Genomic DNA, 14,974 nt, shown 5'->3' with positions numbered 1-14,974 from the left:
GGGGAGGTCACCTGCGGTAGAGGTCTTTCGCGGAGGAATCGGACTTTCGGTCACGAGTCGCTTACGCGTACAGGGTGCCCCAGTCGAGATGATCAGCGGCGGAATGGCAGATTCAGTGGCGTGATGTCCGATTTCGACGGTCTGTTCGGGCGTCTGACATGTCCGATTTGGGTAATCAGTGGTGAGCAAACTCACACGCCGAGCACCGGCTGTTCACGGTAATGGCAGGGAATCCGCTGTTTAGCCTGACGCCTTACAGTGACGGGCGTCCGTCAACCGGCGCTCTTCCAGCGGCGCCCCGCACCCCGAGGTCTCATCCCACCCATGAAGACGACGAGCACCAGCATCGCCAACCCCCGCCGCACCACGCTCGCCCACCTGGCGGACGCCTCCGAGCTGGAGCGCGGCACGCTCCCGGAGCACGCGGCCGAGCTGCCGGCCGCCACCGCCAACCCGCGCCGCACCGTGCTCGACGCCGTTCCCGCCCCGGCCGCGGGATAACGGGGCAGGTGGGCGCCCCCTCCCGCGTTAGCCTGGAGCGTCAGACTCCAGTCAGCGGAAAGTAGGGGGCGCAGGCACCCGTGCGCATCGCCAGGTTCTCCATCGACGGCCATGTCGCCTTCGGCGCGGTGGAAGCGGTCAGGGGCGACGAGGTCGCCCCCGGCACAGCGGCCGAGGGCGACCTCGTCCTCAACATCATCAAGGGCATCCCGTACACGGACTTCGAGCTCAGCGGCACCAGGGTCCCCCTGAGCAAGGTCCGCCTCCTGCCTCCCGTGCTCCCCAACAAGGTCGTGGCCATCGGCCGCAACTACGCCGAGCACGCGGCGGAGCTCGGCAACGAGGTGCCCGAGGTGCCCGTCGCCTTCTTCAAGCCCGCCACCTCCGTGATCGGCTCCGGCGACGCCATCGAGTACCCCTCGTTCTCGAACGAGGTGCACCACGAGGCCGAGCTCGCCGTCGTCATCGGCCGCATGTGCCGCGAGGTCCCCCGCGAGCGCGTCAAGGACGTGGTCTTCGGCTACACCTGCGCCAACGACGTCACCGCCCGCGACGTCCAGCAGCGGGAGAAGCAGTGGGCCCGCGCCAAGGGCTTCGACACCTCCTGCCCGCTCGGCCCCTGGGTGGAGACCGAGCTCGACCCGGGCGACCTCACCATCCAGTGCACGGTCAACGGCGAGCAGCGCCAGCTGGGTCGCACGAGCGACATGATCCGCTCCATCGAGGACCTGGTCGTCCACATCACCGAGGCCATGACGCTGCTCCCCGGCGACGTCATCCTCACCGGCACCCCCGCCGGGGTCGGCCCCCTCACCGTCGGCGACGAGGTCGCCGTCACCATCGAAGGCATCGGCACTCTCACCAACAAGGTGATCAAGCGTGGTTAACACCCCCGACCGCTCCGTCCGCGTACGGTTCTGCCCGTCCCCGACGGGCAACCCCCACGTGGGCCTGGTCCGCACCGCCCTGTTCAACTGGGCGTTCGCCCGGCACCACGGCGGCACCATGGTCTTCCGCATCGAGGACACCGACGCGGCGCGCGACTCGGAGGAGTCGTACCGGCAGCTGCTCGACTCGCTGCGCTGGCTCGGCCTCGACTGGGACGAGGGCCCGGAGGTCGGCGGTCCCCACGCCCCGTACCGCCAGTCGCAGCGCATGGACACCTACCGCGACATCGCCGGCAAGCTCCTCGCCGGCGGGTACGCGTACCACTGCTACTGCACCACGGAGGAGCTCGACGCGCGCCGCGAGGCCGCCCGCGCCGCCGGGAAGCCCTCCGGCTACGACGGCCACTGCCGCGAGCTGACCGCCGAGCAGACCGCCGCCTACGAGGCCGAGGGCCGCAGCGCCATCGTCCGCTTCCGGATGCCGGACCAGCCGATCACCTTCCGCGACCTGGTCCGCGGCGAGCTGACGTTCACCCCGGACAACGTCCCGGACTACGGCATCGTCCGCGCCAACGGCGCCCCGCTGTACACCCTCGTCAACCCGGTCGACGACGCGCTCATGGAGATCACCCACGTCCTGCGCGGCGAGGACCTGCTGAGCTCCACCCCGCGCCAGATCGCGCTGTACCAGGCGCTGATCGAGCTCGGCGTCGCCAAGGGCGTGCCCGAGTTCGGCCACCTGCCGTACGTGATGGGCGAGGGCAACAAGAAGCTCTCCAAGCGCGACCCCCAGTCCTCCCTGAACCTCTACCGCGAGCGCGGGTTCCTCCCGGAGGGCCTGCTCAACTACCTCTCCCTCCTCGGCTGGTCCTTCTCCGCCGACCAGGACGTCTTCACCATCCCCGAGATGATCGAGAAGTTCGACATCGCGGACGTGAACGCCAATCCCGCCCGGTTCGACCTGAAGAAGGCCGAGTCGATCAACGCGGACCACATCCGGATGCTGGACGAGAAGGAGTTCGCCGCCCGCTGCGAGCCCTGGCTGCAGGCCCCGCACGCGCCGTGGGCGCCGGAGGACTTCGACCGGGACGCCTGGGAGCGGATCGCCCCGCACGCCCAGACCCGCCTGACGGTCCTGTCCGAGATCACCGCCAACGTCGACTTCCTGTTCCTGAAGGAGCCCGCCGAGGACGAGGCGTCCTGGCAGAAGGCCATGAAGGGCGAGCCGGCCGCCCTGCTCACCACCGCCCGCGCCAAGCTGGAGGCGGCGGACTGGACGAGCCCCGAGTCCCTCAAGGACGCCGTCCTGAAGGCGGGCGAGGAGCACGGGCTGAAGCTCGGCAAGGCCCAGGCCCCGGTCCGCGTCGCTGTCACCGGCCGCACGGTCGGCCTGCCGCTCTTCGAGTCCCTGGAGATCCTCGGCAAGGACCGCACCCTGGCCCGTATCGACGCGGCCCTGGCCAAGCTCACCGCCTGATCGGCACCCGTACGCCCCCGGGGGCGGCCGCCCACCACGGGCGCCCGCCCCCGGGGGCTTTCCGCCGGCACCCCGCGGGGCGGCTCGTCCCTCCGCCCCCTCGGCACGGGCCACCGGGCCCGTACGCACGCCGGCAGCCCCACGACCGGACCCCGCACCGCGGGCGGCCGCGCTCACGCCCCGGAGCCCCGCACCGCGGGGCGGCGGTGCCCGCCCCGCGGAGCCCCCGCAGGGCAGGCGACGGCTCTCACGCTCACGCCCCGGAGTTCCGGCGCTTCGAGCCGTGGCGCTCACGCCCGGACGTGCGGCAGGCACACCCCTGCCGCATCCCCGCCCGCCCGGCCGCGCCGCGCCGCGCACCGCGTCGACGCCGCCGCGCCAGACTCCGCCTCCCCGCCTCCCCGCCTCCCCGCCGACGCGTCCCGCCATCCCCGCCCGCCGCCCTGTCCCGCCGTCCTGTCCTGCCGAAACGCGGGACCGGCCCGTGCCGCCGGCGGTACGGTCGCGGTATGGCCATCCGCGCCGTCCTCTGGGACATCGACGACACGATCTTCGACTACGCGACCGCCGACCGCGCCGGCATGCGGCGCCACCTGCGCGACGAGGGCCTCGACGGCAGGTTCGGCACCGTCGAGGAGGCCCTGGCCCGGTGGCAGGAGGCCACGGCGGAGCACTGGGCGAGGTTCTCGGCCGGGGAGGTGAGCTGGGAGGCGCAGCGCCGCGACCGGGTGCGGACCTTCCTGGGCCTGGTGCTGGCGGACGAGGAGGCCGACGCCTGGTTCGCGCGGTACCTGGCGCACTACGAGGCCGCCTGGGAGCTGTTCCCGGACACGCTGCCCGCCCTGGAGCTCCTGGCGGGGGACTACCGGCACGGTGTGCTGTCGAACTCGTCGCTCCTCAACCAGGACCGCAAGCTCCGCGTCCTGGGCGTACGGGACCGGTTCGAGGCCGTCGTCTGCGCGGCCGACATCGGGATCTCCAAGCCGGAGCCCGCCGCCTTCCACGCCGCGTGCGACGCCCTCGGCCTGGCGCCGTACGAGGTCGCGTACGTCGGGGACCAGCCCGACATCGACGCCCGGGGGGCCACCGAGGCGGGCCTGCTCGGCATCTGGCTGGACCGGACGGGTGCGGGCGGAAGGCCCGAACTGCAGCGGATCACGGGCCTTGAGCAGCTCCCCGCGCTGCTCCGCGGGGATACCCGTTTTGGAGCGCAGGACACCTTCGGGTAATGTTCTTCCTGCGCCGAGGGGAGCGGGCCGAGAGGCCGGAGCCCCGAAGCGCAAGCCGAGCAAAAATCCCCCAGGGGGTTGCGTTCCGGTGGCCTATGGTGTAATTGGCAGCACGACTGATTCTGGTTCAGTTAGTCTTGGTTCGAGTCCAGGTAGGCCAGCTCGCAGAGCTTATCTGCAAAGCCCCCGTTGTGTAGCGGCCTAGCACGCTGCCCTCTCAAGGCAGTAGCGCCGGTTCGAATCCGGTCGGGGGTACAGATCCTTCCCGCGGTACCACCAGGGTCGCTCCCGGTGGCATCGATGCAGGATCGCTAGGGCCCCCGTTGTGTAGCGGCCTAGCACGCCGCCCTCTCAAGGCGGTAGCGCCGGTTCGAATCCGGTCGGGGGTACCAACTGGTCTAAACCACCAGTGGCCTATGGTGTAATTGGCAGCACGACTGATTCTGGTTCAGTTAGTCTTGGTTCGAGTCCAGGTAGGCCAGCGGGATCATGAGAATGGTCCGCGCCCCCGTTGTGTAGCGGCCTAGCACGCCGCCCTCTCAAGGCGGTAGCGCCGGTTCGAATCCGGTCGGGGGTACCACACGGAGAAGCCCTCCCCAGTACGGGGAGGGCTTCTCCGCATGCAGCCTCCTCCGCGTCGCTCCCTGCCGGTCCGCGTCGCCTGGGCTCGCGTCCGGCGCCCGTGGGGCAACGGACCAGGGCAGGGTGCGACAGGGCGGAACAGAACAGAACAGAACAGAGACGCAACACCGGCCCACCGCTGCGGCGTTGAAGCGGGGGACCGGTGCGGGCGGGACGTACGGGGCTCAGCCGGCGCGGCGCAGGGCCTCCGACAGGCGCCCCGCCGCGTCGATGACCGCCTGGGCGTGCATACGGCCCGGGTGGCGGGTCAGGCGCTCGATCGGCCCCGACACGGACACGGCGGCCACCACGCGGTTCGACGGACCCCGCACGGGCGCGGAGACCGACGCCACGCCCGGCTCACGCTCGCCGATCGACTGGGCCCAGCCCCGGCGGCGCACACCCGACAGCGCGGTCGCCGTGAAGCGGGCGCCCTGCAGGCCCCTGTGCAGCCGCTCGGGCTCCTCCCAGGCCATGAGGATCTGTGCCGACGAGCCGGCCTTCATCGTCAGCGTGGAGCCCACCGGGACCGTGTCCCGCAGGCCGGAGAGGCGCTCGGCCGCCGCCACGCAGATGCGCATGTCGCCCTGGCGCCGGTAGAGCTGCGCGCTCTCGCCGGTCACGTCCCGCAGGTGCGTGAGCACCGGGCCCGCCGTCGCCAGCAGGCGGTCCTCGCCGGCCGCGGCGGCCAGCTCCGCCAGCCGCGGGCCCAGGATGAACCTGCCCTGCATGTCCCGCGCCACCATCCGGTGGTGCTCCAGTGCCACGGCCAGTCGGTGGGCCGTGGGCCGGGCGAGTCCGGTCGCCGCTACGAGCCCGGCGAGGGTGGCCGGACCGGACTCCAGGGCGCTCAGAACCAATGCTGCCTTGTCGAGAACGCCTACGCCGCTACTGTTGTCCATGCAACGATACTCACGTCTCACTCTGTGAAACGCAAGTTCAATTTTCCCGGGAACTTGCCAACCTGGAGGGGCGGCCCCGGGATCAACGGGTCCGCTGCCGGCGTCCAGCACGTGGGATCACGTGGCTTCACCTATGAGACCAGGGCGTGGGCGCACGTATCTCTAGATCGCCGGCACACCACGCCGGCCGGAGGGAAAGCGATGGGTAGGACACTCGCGGAGAAGGTCTGGGACGACCATGTCGTCCGGCGCGCCGAGGGCGAGCCCGACCTCCTCTACATCGATCTGCACCTGCTGCACGAGGTCACCAGCCCCCAGGCCTTCGACGGCCTCCGCAAGAGCGGACGGCAGGTCCGCAGGCTCGACCTGACCATCGCCACCGAGGACCACAACACCCCCACCCTCGACATCGACAAGCCGATCGCCGACCCGGTCTCCCGCGCCCAGCTGGAGACCCTGCGCAAGAACTGCGCCGAGTTCGGCGTCCGCCTGCACCCGCTGGGCGACGTCGAGCAGGGCGTCGTCCACGTCGTGGGCCCCCAGCTCGGTCTGACCCAGCCCGGCACGACCGTGGTCTGCGGCGACTCCCACACCTCCACCCACGGTGCCTTCGGCGCGCTCGCCTTCGGCATCGGCACCTCGCAGGTCGAGCACGTCCTGGCCACCCAGACGCTGCCCATGGCCCGCCCCAGGACCATGGCGATCACGGTCGACGGCGAGCTGCCCGAGGGGGTCACCGCCAAGGACCTGATCCTGGCGATCATCGCCAGGATCGGCACCGGCGGCGGTCAGGGGTACGTCCTGGAGTACCGCGGCCCCGCCATCGAGAAGCTCTCGATGGAAGCCCGCATGACCATCTGCAACATGTCCATCGAGGCCGGCGCCCGCGCGGGCATGATCGCGCCCGACGAGACCACCTTCGCCTACCTCAAGGGCCGCGCCCACGCCCCCGAGGGCGAGGACTGGGACGCCGCCGTGGCGTACTGGAAGACCCTGCGGACCGACGAGGACGCCGTCTTCGACGCCGAGGTGGTCATCGACGCCGCCGAGCTGTCCCCGTTCGTCACCTGGGGCACCAACCCCGGCCAGGGCGCGCCCCTTTCGGCGCACGTCCCCGATCCCGCCTCGTACGAGGACGCCTCGGAGCGCCTGGCCGCCGAGAAGGCCCTGGAGTACATGGGACTCACGGCCGGGCAGCCGCTGCGCGACATCAAGGTGGACACCGTCTTCGTCGGCTCCTGCACGAACGGCCGCATCGAGGACCTGCGGGCCGCCGCCGACATCCTGCGCGGCCGGAGGATCGCCGACGGCCTGCGCATGCTGGTCGTCCCCGGCTCCGCCCGCGTCGGTCTCCAGGCCGTCGACGAGGGCCTGGACAAGGTCTTCAAGGAGGCCGGAGCCGAATGGCGGCACGCCGGCTGCTCCATGTGCCTGGGCATGAACCCCGACCAACTGGCCCCCGGTGAGCGCTCCGCGTCCACCTCCAACCGCAACTTCGAAGGCCGCCAGGGCAAGGGCGGCCGCACCCACCTCGTGTCGCCGCAGGTCGCCGCCGCCACCGCGGTCCTGGGCCACCTGGCCTCCCCGGCCGACCTGTCCGACGCCGACGCCACCACTCCCGCGGGGGTCTGAGGAACCATGGAAGCCTTCACCACGCACACCGGCCGGGCCGTCCCGCTGCGCCGCAGCAACGTCGACACCGACCAGATCATCCCCGCCCACTGGCTCAAGAAGGTCACCCGGGACGGGTTCGAGGACGGGCTGTTCGAGGCCTGGCGCAAAGACCCCGAGTTCGTCCTCAACCGGCCCGAGCGGCAGGGCGCCACGGTCCTGGTCGCCGGCCCCGACTTCGGCACCGGCTCCTCCCGCGAGCACGCCGTCTGGGCCCTCCAGAACTACGGCTTCAAAGCCGTCGTGTCCTCCCGCTTCGCCGACATCTTCCGCGGCAACTCGCTGAAGAACGGCCTGCTCACAGTGGTCCTGGACCAGAAGACCGTGGACGCCCTGTGGGAGCTCGTCGAAGCCGACCCCACCGCCGAGATCACCGTCGACCTGGAGAGCCGCCAGGTCCGCGCCGCGGGCATCACCGCCGACTTCGAACTCGACGAGAACGCCCGCTGGCGACTGCTGAACGGCCTGGACGACATCAGCATCACCCTGCAGAACGAGGCGGACATCGCCGCGTACGAGGCCGAGCGGCCCTCCTACAAGCCGCGGACCCTCCCCGTCTGACCCCTCCCCCCCTCCGGGCCGCGAGAACGACCCCCGACGCCCCCGGCCGACCTTCCGGCCGGGGGCGTCGCCATGCCCGCCCCACCCCGGACGAAGCCCACGGGGGCTACCCGGGGCGCGGCCCCCGTTCTGGCGAGAAACCGCCCCTCAGTACGGTCGATCCATCGTACGGAGCGGCCCCGCGCGGCCATCCGGCTGACGGCACCGGACACCGGCCGCCGCGCCCGTCGCACCCCCGCCCCGGCGTCCCCCGAAGGGGGCAATCCGGTTTGCGCCGCAGCTAGTTGGGCATCCGAGCCCTACCGGAACGGGAGCCTCCCCCCAGGGGCGCCACCGCCCCGGGCAGAGGCCAGTTACCCCCTACGGAGGCGACAACTCGCCCCAGATGGCACAATCGGCGCATGGAACGCGACAGCCAACTCGAACTCTACGAGGCCGTCGCGGCCCGGCTGAAAGAAGCGCACGCCCGAGTGCGCGCACTGCAAGTCCCGGAGGGCGTAAGGATGGCGCTGTCCCGGAAGCTGCTGGTCGTCACGGCAGCGGCGAAGCACGATCTCGCGGACGCGGCACAGCGTCTCGACCGGTTGTTGAAGGACCTCGACGAGGGCCGATTCCCTGAAGGGGACTGACATCCGAAGTGCCCGGCAGCGTACTTCGTTGCGGCACAAGGGTGATTAGCCCGTTTCGTGTTTGATTTGCGGTATATATCTGCCTAACGTGCGAAAACGCTTGAACACTTTCGTTCCGGCAATGTCTCCGAAGGGGAAGACGTGAACAAGGCGCAGCTCGTAGAAGCGATTGCCGACAAGATGGGCGGCCGCCAGCAGGCCGCCGACGCCGTGGACGCGGTGCTGGACGCCATCGTCCGCGCGGTCGTCTCGGGCGACCGGGTCTCGGTCACCGGCTTCGGCTCGTTCGAGAAGGTCGAGCGTCCGGCCCGCTACGCCCGCAACCCCCAGACCGGCGAGCGCGTCAGGGTCAAGAAGACCTCCGTTCCGCGCTTCCGCGCAGGCCAGGGCTTCAAGGACCTGGTCAGCGGCAGCAAGAAGCTGCCCAAGGCGGGCGAGGTCTCCGTCAAGAAGGCCCCCAAGGGCAGCCTGACCGGCGCCACCGGGACCGCCGCGAAGAAGGCCGCGGCCAAGAAGGCCGTGACGAAGAAGGCCGCCGCGAAGAAGGCGACGCCCGCCAAGAAGACCACGGCGAAGAAGACCACCGCCGCGGCCAAGAAGACCACCACCGCCAAGAAGGCCGCTCCGGCGAAGAAGACCACCGCCGCCGCCACGAAGAAGGCCGCGGCGAAGAAGACCGCCCCGGCCAAGAAGGCCACCGCCAAGAAGGCGCCCGCGAAGAAGACCACGGCGCGCAAGACCACCGCCGCCAAGAAGACCACCGCGAGGAAGAAGTAGCGCCGAGGCCGACCAGGTAAGCGGCGCGGCCGCACGGAGCCACTCACACGCGGGGCCGGACTCTCCTGGGGGGAGCCCGGCCCGCGGTGCGTCCGCACCGGACCGGCGCTTCCTGCGGGCTCGGGAGGTCCCCAGAGGGGAGCGGTGCGCCGTAACTCCCCGGAGTGCCGTGCGGGACGGAGGTTCCGTACCGGGCTGGAACGCCGTGCGCGACCGAGTTCCCCGCGGGCCGGGGTTCCGTGCGGGCCGGGGTTCCCTGCGGGCCGGTTTCTGTGCGGGCGTGCGCATCCCTGCGGGGCCGGGCTTCCATCCGAGGCCGGGCCTCCGGGGCCGGCGCCCCCAGGGGGACGGGCGGCTCATCCGGGGCCGGGGCCCCACGGGGGTTGGGTGGTCCGTCCGAGGCCGGAGTCCCTATGCGGCCCGGGTGCTGTGCGGAGGGCCCCTGCGAGGCCGGGTAGACCGTCCGAAACCCGGATTCCCCCTCAGACCGGGCCTCTTCGCAGGACCGGTGTTCGCCATGGGGGCGGGAGGGCCCTCCGCGGCCGGAGTTGCCCCCGGTGCCGGGTGGTCCGCCCGAAGCCGGCGCCCCCAGGGGGACGGGCGGCTCATCCGGGGCCGGAGTTCCGTACGGGTACGGGAGTTCAGAACGTCTGCAGGGTCACCAGGGTGATCCGCAGCCCCGCGCCGTCGCCCTCCGTCTCGATCCGCACCCGCTGACCCGGGCGCAGCAGCAGCAGGCCGCCCGCGTCGAACGCCTCCGCGCCGAACTCCACCGGCGTGCCGTCGTCGAGGAGCACGCTCCCGCTGCGGGTCTCAGGGTCGTACGTGTACGCGGTCGCCTGCATGGGCCGCAGCCTACCCGCCCGCCTGACCGCCCGCCCCGGGCAGCCCGGCCGCCTGCTCCCCGCCGGGACCGGCCGCGGCCCCGCCCTCCGTCCCGTACCCCGCGCGCCCCCCGGGCGGCGGTTCGCCCGCGGCGCGTTCCGTGCCGGGGGCGGGATCCGCGGCCCCCGACCCCGCCGCCCGGCAGCCCCGCGCGGTGCAGCGCGGCCGTGCGGGGGCCCACCCCCAGCGTCAGCGCCGCCCGCAGGTCAGCGGCCGTGTCCACGTCCCGCCGCACCGACGCCACGCCGCCCAGTTCGATTTCCGCCGCCCCCGACGACAAATGCCGCGCCCGCGACGCGCCGCCGAAAGCGGGCCGCAATTCAATTCCGGGGGCCGCCGACAGAAACGTCGTGCCGATATCGGCGGCGTCCGCGAGAAAGGCCCGCGGAAAACACCGCGCCGCCGCCAGGACCCGTCCCAGCTCGGCCGGGCGCAGCGCGGGCAGGTCCGCGTTCAGGCTCGCCACCGCGGCCCCGGGCCGCCCCGCCCGCACCGCGGCCGCCCCGTACGCGAGCGCCGCGTTGAGCCCCGCGGCGGGCCGGTCCCGCACCACCCGGGCCCCCAGCCCGGACATCTCGGCGGCGGCCTCCCCGTCGTCGGTGACGACCACCACATCCCGTACCGCGCCGCAGGTCAGCGCCGCCGCCACGGTGTCCAGCGCGAAGGCCAGCGCCAGCCGCCGGCGCTGCGCGGGCCCGAACGCCCCCGCCAGCCGGGTCTTCGCCGCGCCCAGCGGCTTCAACGGCACCACCAGCGACCAGATCCCGGGCCCTGCCTGCGCCGCCGTCCCCGTCTCCGTCCCCGTGTCCATCCAGGCCATTGTCGCCCGCCCCCGCCGCGCACCGGCCGCCGCACCTCCCGCCGGGGCCCGCGACACGGCCCCCCACCACCCGGAACACCGCCGCCGGAGGCGGGGCGTACGGTGTTCTCGACAGACCAGGGGCATGGGGTGACACTTGACCCCCGGCACGACCAGTACCGACGGGTACTGGCGAGTACCACCAGCAGTCCCACAGGAAGGTGTCCGCGTGTCCCGCCGCAGAATCGGCTTCTGGTACCGCCTGGCGGCGGTCATCGCCAAACCGCCGCTGGTGGTGTTGTTCAAGCGGGACTGGCGCGGAACGGAGCACATTCCGGCCGACGGCGGCTTCATCACCGCCGTGAACCACAACTCGTACCTGGACCCGCTGTCCTACGCGCACTTCCAGTACAACACCGGACGCGTACCCCGCTTCCTCGCGAAGGCCGGCCTGTTCAAGGGCTCGTTCGTCGGGATGATGCTGCGCGGCACCGGCCAGATCCCGGTCTACCGCGAGACCGCCAACGCCCTCGACGCCTTCCGCGCCGCCGTCGCCGCCATCGAGCGGGGCGAGTGCGTCGCCTTCTACCCCGAGGGCACCCTCACCCGCGACCCGGACATGTGGCCCATGGCCGGCAAGACCGGCGCCGCCCGCGTCGCCCTGCTCACGAAGGTCCCGGTGATCCCCGTCGCCCAGTGGGGCGCCAACCTGGCGATGCCGCCCTACGCCAAGCGGGACAAGCTCCGGCTCTTCCCCCGCAAGACCCTCACCGTGGTGGCGGGGCCGCCCGTCGACCTCTCCCGGTTCCACGGCCAGGAGCCCACCGCCGAGGTGCTCCGCGAGGCCACCGAGGAGATCATGGCCGCCATCACCCGCCTCCTTGAGGACATCCGGGGCGAGAAGGCACCCGCCGAGCCGTACGATCCCCGCAGGGCCCGCCAGCTACAGAGCCGCAAGGCGGCAGGGGAGGAAGCCAAGTGACACACCCCGCAGACCCCGCACGCCCCCTCAAGGCAGCCGTCTACGGGACCGGCTCATGGGGCACGGCCTTCGGCATGGTGCTGGCCGACGCCGGCTGCGAGGTGACCCTGTGGGCCCGCCGCCCCGAGGTCGCCGACGCGGTCAACACCACCCGGACCAACCCGGAGTACTTCCCGGGCGTCGAACTCCCCGCCGGCATGCGGGCCACCTCGGATCCCGCGGAGGCCGCGGAGGGCGCAGACTTCACGGTCCTGTCGATCCCGTCCCAGACCCTCCGCGAGAACCTCTCCGCGTGGGCGCCCAAGCTCGCCCCCGGCACCCTGCTGGTGTCCCTGATGAAGGGCATCGAACTGGGCACCTGCAAGCGGATGAGCGAGGTCGTCCAGGAGGTCGCGGACGTCCCCGCGGAGCGCGTCGCCGTCGTCACCGGGCCCAACCTGGCCAAGGAGATCGTCGCCCGCATGCCGGCCGCCTCCGTGGTCGCCTGCCCCGACGAGAGCGCCGCCCGACGGCTCCAGGCGGCCTGCCACACCCCCTACTTCCGCCCGTACACCAACACCGACGTCGTCGGCTGCGAACTGGGCGGCGCCGTCAAGAACGTCATCGGCCTCGCCGTCGGCATCGCGGACGGCATGGGCCTCGGCGACAACGCCAAGGGCTCGCTCATCACCCGCGGCCTCGCCGAGACGACCCGCCTCGGGCTCGCCATGGGCGCCGACCCGCTCACCTTCTCCGGCCTCGCCGGCCTCGGGGACCTGGTGGCCACCTGCTCCTCGCCGCTGTCCCGGAACCACACCTTCGGTTTCAACCTCGGCAAGGGCATGACCCTCCAGGAGACCATCGCGGTCACCCGGCAGACCGCCGAGGGCGTCAAGTCCTGCCAGTCCGTCCTCGACCTCGCGCACCGGCACGGCGTCGACATGCCGATCACCGAGACGGTCGTCGGCATCGTCCACGAGGGGAAGCCCCCGATGGTGGCCCTCAAGGAGCTGATGTCGCGCAGCGCCAAGCCGGAGCGGCGCTGACGCCGGACGCTGACGCGCGACGTACGAGCGGGTACGCTCATCGCGATATGAGCAGCGAGAACCTCCCCTCCACCCCCGGGCGCAAGCCGCGTGTGGCCGTCGTCTTCGGCGGACGCAGCTCCGAGCACGCCATCTCCGTCGTCACGGCCGGCGCCATCCTGGGCGCCATCGACCGGGCGAAGTACGACGTGCTGCCCATCGGCATCACCACCGACGGCCGCTGGGCGCTGACCGCCGACGCCCCCGAGCGGATGGCCATCACCGGCCGGACGCTGCCGAGCGTCGACGACGTCGCGGAGCCCGGGGACGGCACCGTCGTCCTCTCCGCCGACCCCACCAGCCGGGAGGTCGTCTACACCGAGCCCAGCGCGGTGCCCAAGGCCCTCGGCGAGGTCGACGTCGTCTTCCCCATGCTGCACGGCCCGTACGGCGAGGACGGCACCCTCCAGGGCCTGCTGGAGCTCGCCGGCGTTCCCTACGTCGGCGCGGGCGTGCTCGCCTCGGCCGTCGGCCAGGACAAGGAATACATGAAGCGGGTCTTCACCTCCTTCGGGCTGCCCGTCGGCCCCTACGAGGTGATCCGCCCCCGCGAGTGGCAGCAGGACCCGCTCGCGGCCCGCCGCCGGATCGTCGACTTCGCCGGCGAGCACGGCTGGCCGCTGTTCGTGAAGCCGGCCCGCGCCGGCTCCTCCTTCGGCATCACGAAGGTCGACGACGAGTCGGGCCTGGACGCCGCCGTCGAGGAGGCCCGCCGCCACGACCCGAAGATCCTCGTCGAGTCCCTGCTCACCGGCCGTGAGATCGAGTGCGGCGTCCTGGAGTTCGAGGACGGGCCGCGCGCGAGCGTCCCCGCCTGGATCCCGCCCGTCGGGGACCACGACTTCTACGACTTCGACGCCAAGTACATCGACTCCGCGTCCGGCGTCGTGCCCGCCCCGATCACCCCGGAGCAGACGGCCGAGGTGCAGCGGCTCGCCGTCGCCGCGTTCGAGGCGGCCTCCTGCGAGGGGCTGGTCCGCGCGGACTTCTTCCTCACCGACGAGGGCGAGTTCGTCATCAACGAGATCAACACCATGCCGGGCTTCACGCCCATCTCCATGTACCCGCGCATGTGGGAGGCGTCCGGCATCGACTACCCCGACCTCGTCGACCGCCTCATCCAGGCGGCCCTGCGGCGCTCCACCGGCCTGCGCTGACCACCGGCCGCGCCACCGCCGAAGGCGTCTGCCGTGCCGCCCGCGTGCGGCACGGACCGGCGCCCCGGCCGGGCGGCCGCGGCCGGGCCCGGGGGGGGGGGGGGGGGACACAGCCGCACGCACGGGCGGCGCGCCGCGGCCGCAACGCCTGCGGTCCCGCCGCCGCGCCTGCCGTACGGGCGTCCCCGTACCCCCGCGGACACGCCGGAGCACGGGCAGGGCCTCCCCGCGCAGCCCGTACGGCTCCGGGCGGACGCCGCCGCACCCGACACGCCCAAGAGGGCCCGGCACCTGTGCGGCGGCCATCGGCGCGCGCAGCCGGGCCGGACGGGCGGGACGCGGAGCGGCTCCCGCCGGGCCTCTGCGGGGAGGCGCCCCGCCGCGGGGGCGCTTCGCCGCACAGGCCCGGCGGGGCTACAGGTGGACGACCGGGCAGGTCAGCGTGCGCGTGATGCCTTCCACCTGCTGCACCTTGGCGACCACCATCCGCCCCAGCGCGTCGACCGTGTCCGCCTGGGCGCGCACGATCACGTCGTAGGGACCCGTCACGTCCTCGGCTTGGAGCACGCCGGGAATCTTCGCGATGGTCTCGGCGACCAGTGAGGCCTTGCCCACCTCGGTCTGAATCAGGATGTACGCCTGTACCACGAAACCTCCAGGGCGGCCGCGAGGATCATCCTGGGCGGAAGGACCCAGGGAAGAAAGGGACGCCACGGTACCGCGTCGCCGCGCGCGGCGGGGAGACCCGCGGGGTCGGTGGCGCGCCCGTGGTGGGCGCACGGCAGACAGAAGTTGACGGCTCGGCCCGTCTACTCGACCGTACCTACAGCAG

14 protein-coding genes, 5 tRNA genes and 1 pseudogene are annotated in these 14,974 nt (G+C 72.4%); 16 read left to right on the top strand and 4 right to left on the bottom strand.

Features of this window, described 5'->3' with window-relative positions:
• Window positions 1-324 precede the first annotated feature (324 nt).
• The 9 genes from L6E17_RS06360 to L6E17_RS06320 all read left to right on the top strand — a co-directional run bounded on the left by L6E17_RS06360 (window position 325) and on the right by L6E17_RS06320 (window position 4,674).
• Entirely contained in the window at window positions 325-501 is a 177-nt protein-coding gene (locus tag L6E17_RS06360; RefSeq protein ID WP_236239799.1) for a hypothetical protein, read from the top strand.
• An 80-nt stretch (window positions 502-581) separates the two neighbouring features.
• Window positions 582-1,388: a fumarylacetoacetate hydrolase family protein gene (locus L6E17_RS06355; RefSeq protein ID WP_236239798.1), complete on the top strand. Its 807-nt coding sequence runs from the start codon at window positions 582-584 to the stop codon at window positions 1,386-1,388.
• Window positions 1,381-2,865 carry a glutamate--tRNA ligase gene (gltX, locus tag L6E17_RS06350; protein WP_236239797.1) on the top strand — a complete coding sequence of 495 codons (1,485 nt, stop codon included), beginning with the start codon at window positions 1,381-1,383 and terminating at the stop codon, window positions 2,863-2,865. The genes L6E17_RS06355 and gltX overlap by 8 nt, the downstream gene beginning before the upstream one ends.
• 509 nt (window positions 2,866-3,374) lie before the next feature.
• On the top strand, window positions 3,375-4,094 hold the full coding sequence (locus L6E17_RS06345; RefSeq protein ID WP_236239796.1) for an HAD family hydrolase: 720 nt from the start codon (window positions 3,375-3,377) through the stop codon (window positions 4,092-4,094).
• Between the two features lie 89 nt (window positions 4,095-4,183).
• Window positions 4,184-4,255 (top strand) — tRNA-Gln (locus L6E17_RS06340).
• Between the two features lie 21 nt (window positions 4,256-4,276).
• Window positions 4,277-4,349 (top strand) — tRNA-Glu (locus L6E17_RS06335).
• Window positions 4,350-4,410: 61 nt separating this feature from the next.
• Window positions 4,411-4,486: transfer RNA gene (locus tag L6E17_RS06330), tRNA-Glu, on the top strand.
• 18 nt (window positions 4,487-4,504) lie between these two features.
• A tRNA-Gln gene (locus tag L6E17_RS06325) sits at window positions 4,505-4,576 on the top strand.
• Between the two features lie 22 nt (window positions 4,577-4,598).
• A tRNA-Glu gene (locus L6E17_RS06320) sits at window positions 4,599-4,674 on the top strand.
• Window positions 4,675-4,900: 226 nt separating this feature from the next.
• Here the strand turns inward: L6E17_RS06320 and ndgR are convergent.
• Entirely contained in the window at window positions 4,901-5,617 is a 717-nt protein-coding gene (gene ndgR, locus L6E17_RS06315; protein ID WP_055698144.1) for an IclR family transcriptional regulator NdgR, read from the bottom strand.
• 201 nt (window positions 5,618-5,818) lie between these two features.
• On the opposite strand from ndgR, the gene leuC reads away from it, so the two are divergent.
• The 4 genes from leuC to L6E17_RS06295 all read left to right on the top strand — a co-directional run bounded on the left by leuC (window position 5,819) and on the right by L6E17_RS06295 (window position 9,255).
• Entirely contained in the window at window positions 5,819-7,249 is a 1,431-nt protein-coding gene (leuC, locus tag L6E17_RS06310; protein WP_236239795.1) for a 3-isopropylmalate dehydratase large subunit, read from the top strand.
• 6 nt (window positions 7,250-7,255) lie between these two features.
• Window positions 7,256-7,849 (top strand): 3-isopropylmalate dehydratase small subunit, encoded by a 594-nt coding sequence (gene leuD, locus L6E17_RS06305; RefSeq protein ID WP_236239794.1) that lies wholly within the window; start codon window positions 7,256-7,258, stop codon window positions 7,847-7,849.
• A gap of 401 nt (window positions 7,850-8,250) precedes the next feature.
• On the top strand, window positions 8,251-8,478 hold the full coding sequence (locus tag L6E17_RS06300) for a hypothetical protein (protein ID WP_236239793.1): 228 nt from the start codon (window positions 8,251-8,253) through the stop codon (window positions 8,476-8,478).
• A gap of 141 nt (window positions 8,479-8,619) precedes the next feature.
• Window positions 8,620-9,255: an HU family DNA-binding protein gene (locus L6E17_RS06295; protein ID WP_236239792.1), complete on the top strand. Its 636-nt coding sequence runs from the start codon at window positions 8,620-8,622 to the stop codon at window positions 9,253-9,255.
• Between the two features lie 641 nt (window positions 9,256-9,896).
• Here L6E17_RS06295 and L6E17_RS06290 read toward each other — a convergent pair.
• Together L6E17_RS06290 and cofC are read right to left on the bottom strand one after the other, a co-directional pair.
• Window positions 9,897-10,100: a hypothetical protein gene (locus L6E17_RS06290; RefSeq protein ID WP_236239791.1), complete on the bottom strand. Its 204-nt coding sequence runs from the start codon at window positions 10,098-10,100 to the stop codon at window positions 9,897-9,899.
• Between the two features lie 200 nt (window positions 10,101-10,300).
• Window positions 10,301-10,951: pseudogene (cofC, locus tag L6E17_RS06285) on the bottom strand (2-phospho-L-lactate guanylyltransferase); the annotation flags it as partial.
• 217 nt (window positions 10,952-11,168) lie between these two features.
• Between cofC and L6E17_RS06275 the strand changes: the two are divergent.
• Genes L6E17_RS06275 through L6E17_RS06265 form a run of 3 tightly spaced genes read left to right on the top strand, consistent with a single transcriptional unit; the run spans window position 11,169 to window position 14,142 of the window.
• Window positions 11,169-11,921 carry a 1-acyl-sn-glycerol-3-phosphate acyltransferase gene (locus L6E17_RS06275; RefSeq protein WP_236239790.1) on the top strand — a complete coding sequence of 251 codons (753 nt, stop codon included), beginning with the start codon at window positions 11,169-11,171 and terminating at the stop codon, window positions 11,919-11,921.
• Window positions 11,918-12,946 carry an NAD(P)H-dependent glycerol-3-phosphate dehydrogenase gene (locus L6E17_RS06270; RefSeq protein ID WP_308315835.1) on the top strand — a complete coding sequence of 343 codons (1,029 nt, stop codon included), beginning with the start codon at window positions 11,918-11,920 and terminating at the stop codon, window positions 12,944-12,946. The genes L6E17_RS06275 and L6E17_RS06270 overlap by 4 nt, the downstream gene beginning before the upstream one ends.
• Window positions 12,947-12,993: 47 nt before the next feature.
• Window positions 12,994-14,142 carry a D-alanine--D-alanine ligase family protein gene (locus L6E17_RS06265; RefSeq protein ID WP_236239789.1) on the top strand — a complete coding sequence of 383 codons (1,149 nt, stop codon included), beginning with the start codon at window positions 12,994-12,996 and terminating at the stop codon, window positions 14,140-14,142.
• Window positions 14,143-14,556: 414 nt separating this feature from the next.
• Here L6E17_RS06265 and L6E17_RS06260 read toward each other — a convergent pair whose 3' ends face one another.
• On the bottom strand, window positions 14,557-14,790 hold the full coding sequence (locus L6E17_RS06260; RefSeq protein ID WP_236239788.1) for an Lrp/AsnC family transcriptional regulator: 234 nt from the start codon (window positions 14,788-14,790) through the stop codon (window positions 14,557-14,559).
• Window positions 14,791-14,974: the final 184 nt, after the last annotated feature.

Source organism: Streptomyces sp. CC228A (assembly GCF_021390935.1).
GTDB lineage: Bacteria > Actinomycetota > Actinomycetes > Streptomycetales > Streptomycetaceae > Streptomyces.
The sequence above is the reverse complement of the archived record's forward strand: the minus strand, read 5'-3'. Positions and strand labels throughout refer to the sequence as shown.

Coding starts and splice junctions, on each gene's coding strand:
- L6E17_RS06360 (WP_236239799.1), top strand. CDS start 325: ATGAAGACGACGAGCACCAGCATCGCCAACCCCCGCCGCACCACGCTC.
- L6E17_RS06345 (WP_236239796.1), top strand. CDS start 3,375: ATGGCCATCCGCGCCGTCCTCTGGGACATCGACGACACGATCTTCGAC.
- ndgR (WP_055698144.1), bottom strand. CDS start 5,617: ATGGACAACAGTAGCGGCGTAGGCGTTCTCGACAAGGCAGCATTGGTT.
- leuC (WP_236239795.1), top strand. CDS start 5,819: ATGGGTAGGACACTCGCGGAGAAGGTCTGGGACGACCATGTCGTCCGG.
- leuD (WP_236239794.1), top strand. CDS start 7,256: ATGGAAGCCTTCACCACGCACACCGGCCGGGCCGTCCCGCTGCGCCGC.
- L6E17_RS06300 (WP_236239793.1), top strand. CDS start 8,251: ATGGAACGCGACAGCCAACTCGAACTCTACGAGGCCGTCGCGGCCCGG.
- L6E17_RS06290 (WP_236239791.1), bottom strand. CDS start 10,100: ATGCAGGCGACCGCGTACACGTACGACCCTGAGACCCGCAGCGGGAGC.
- L6E17_RS06265 (WP_236239789.1), top strand. CDS start 12,994: ATGAGCAGCGAGAACCTCCCCTCCACCCCCGGGCGCAAGCCGCGTGTG.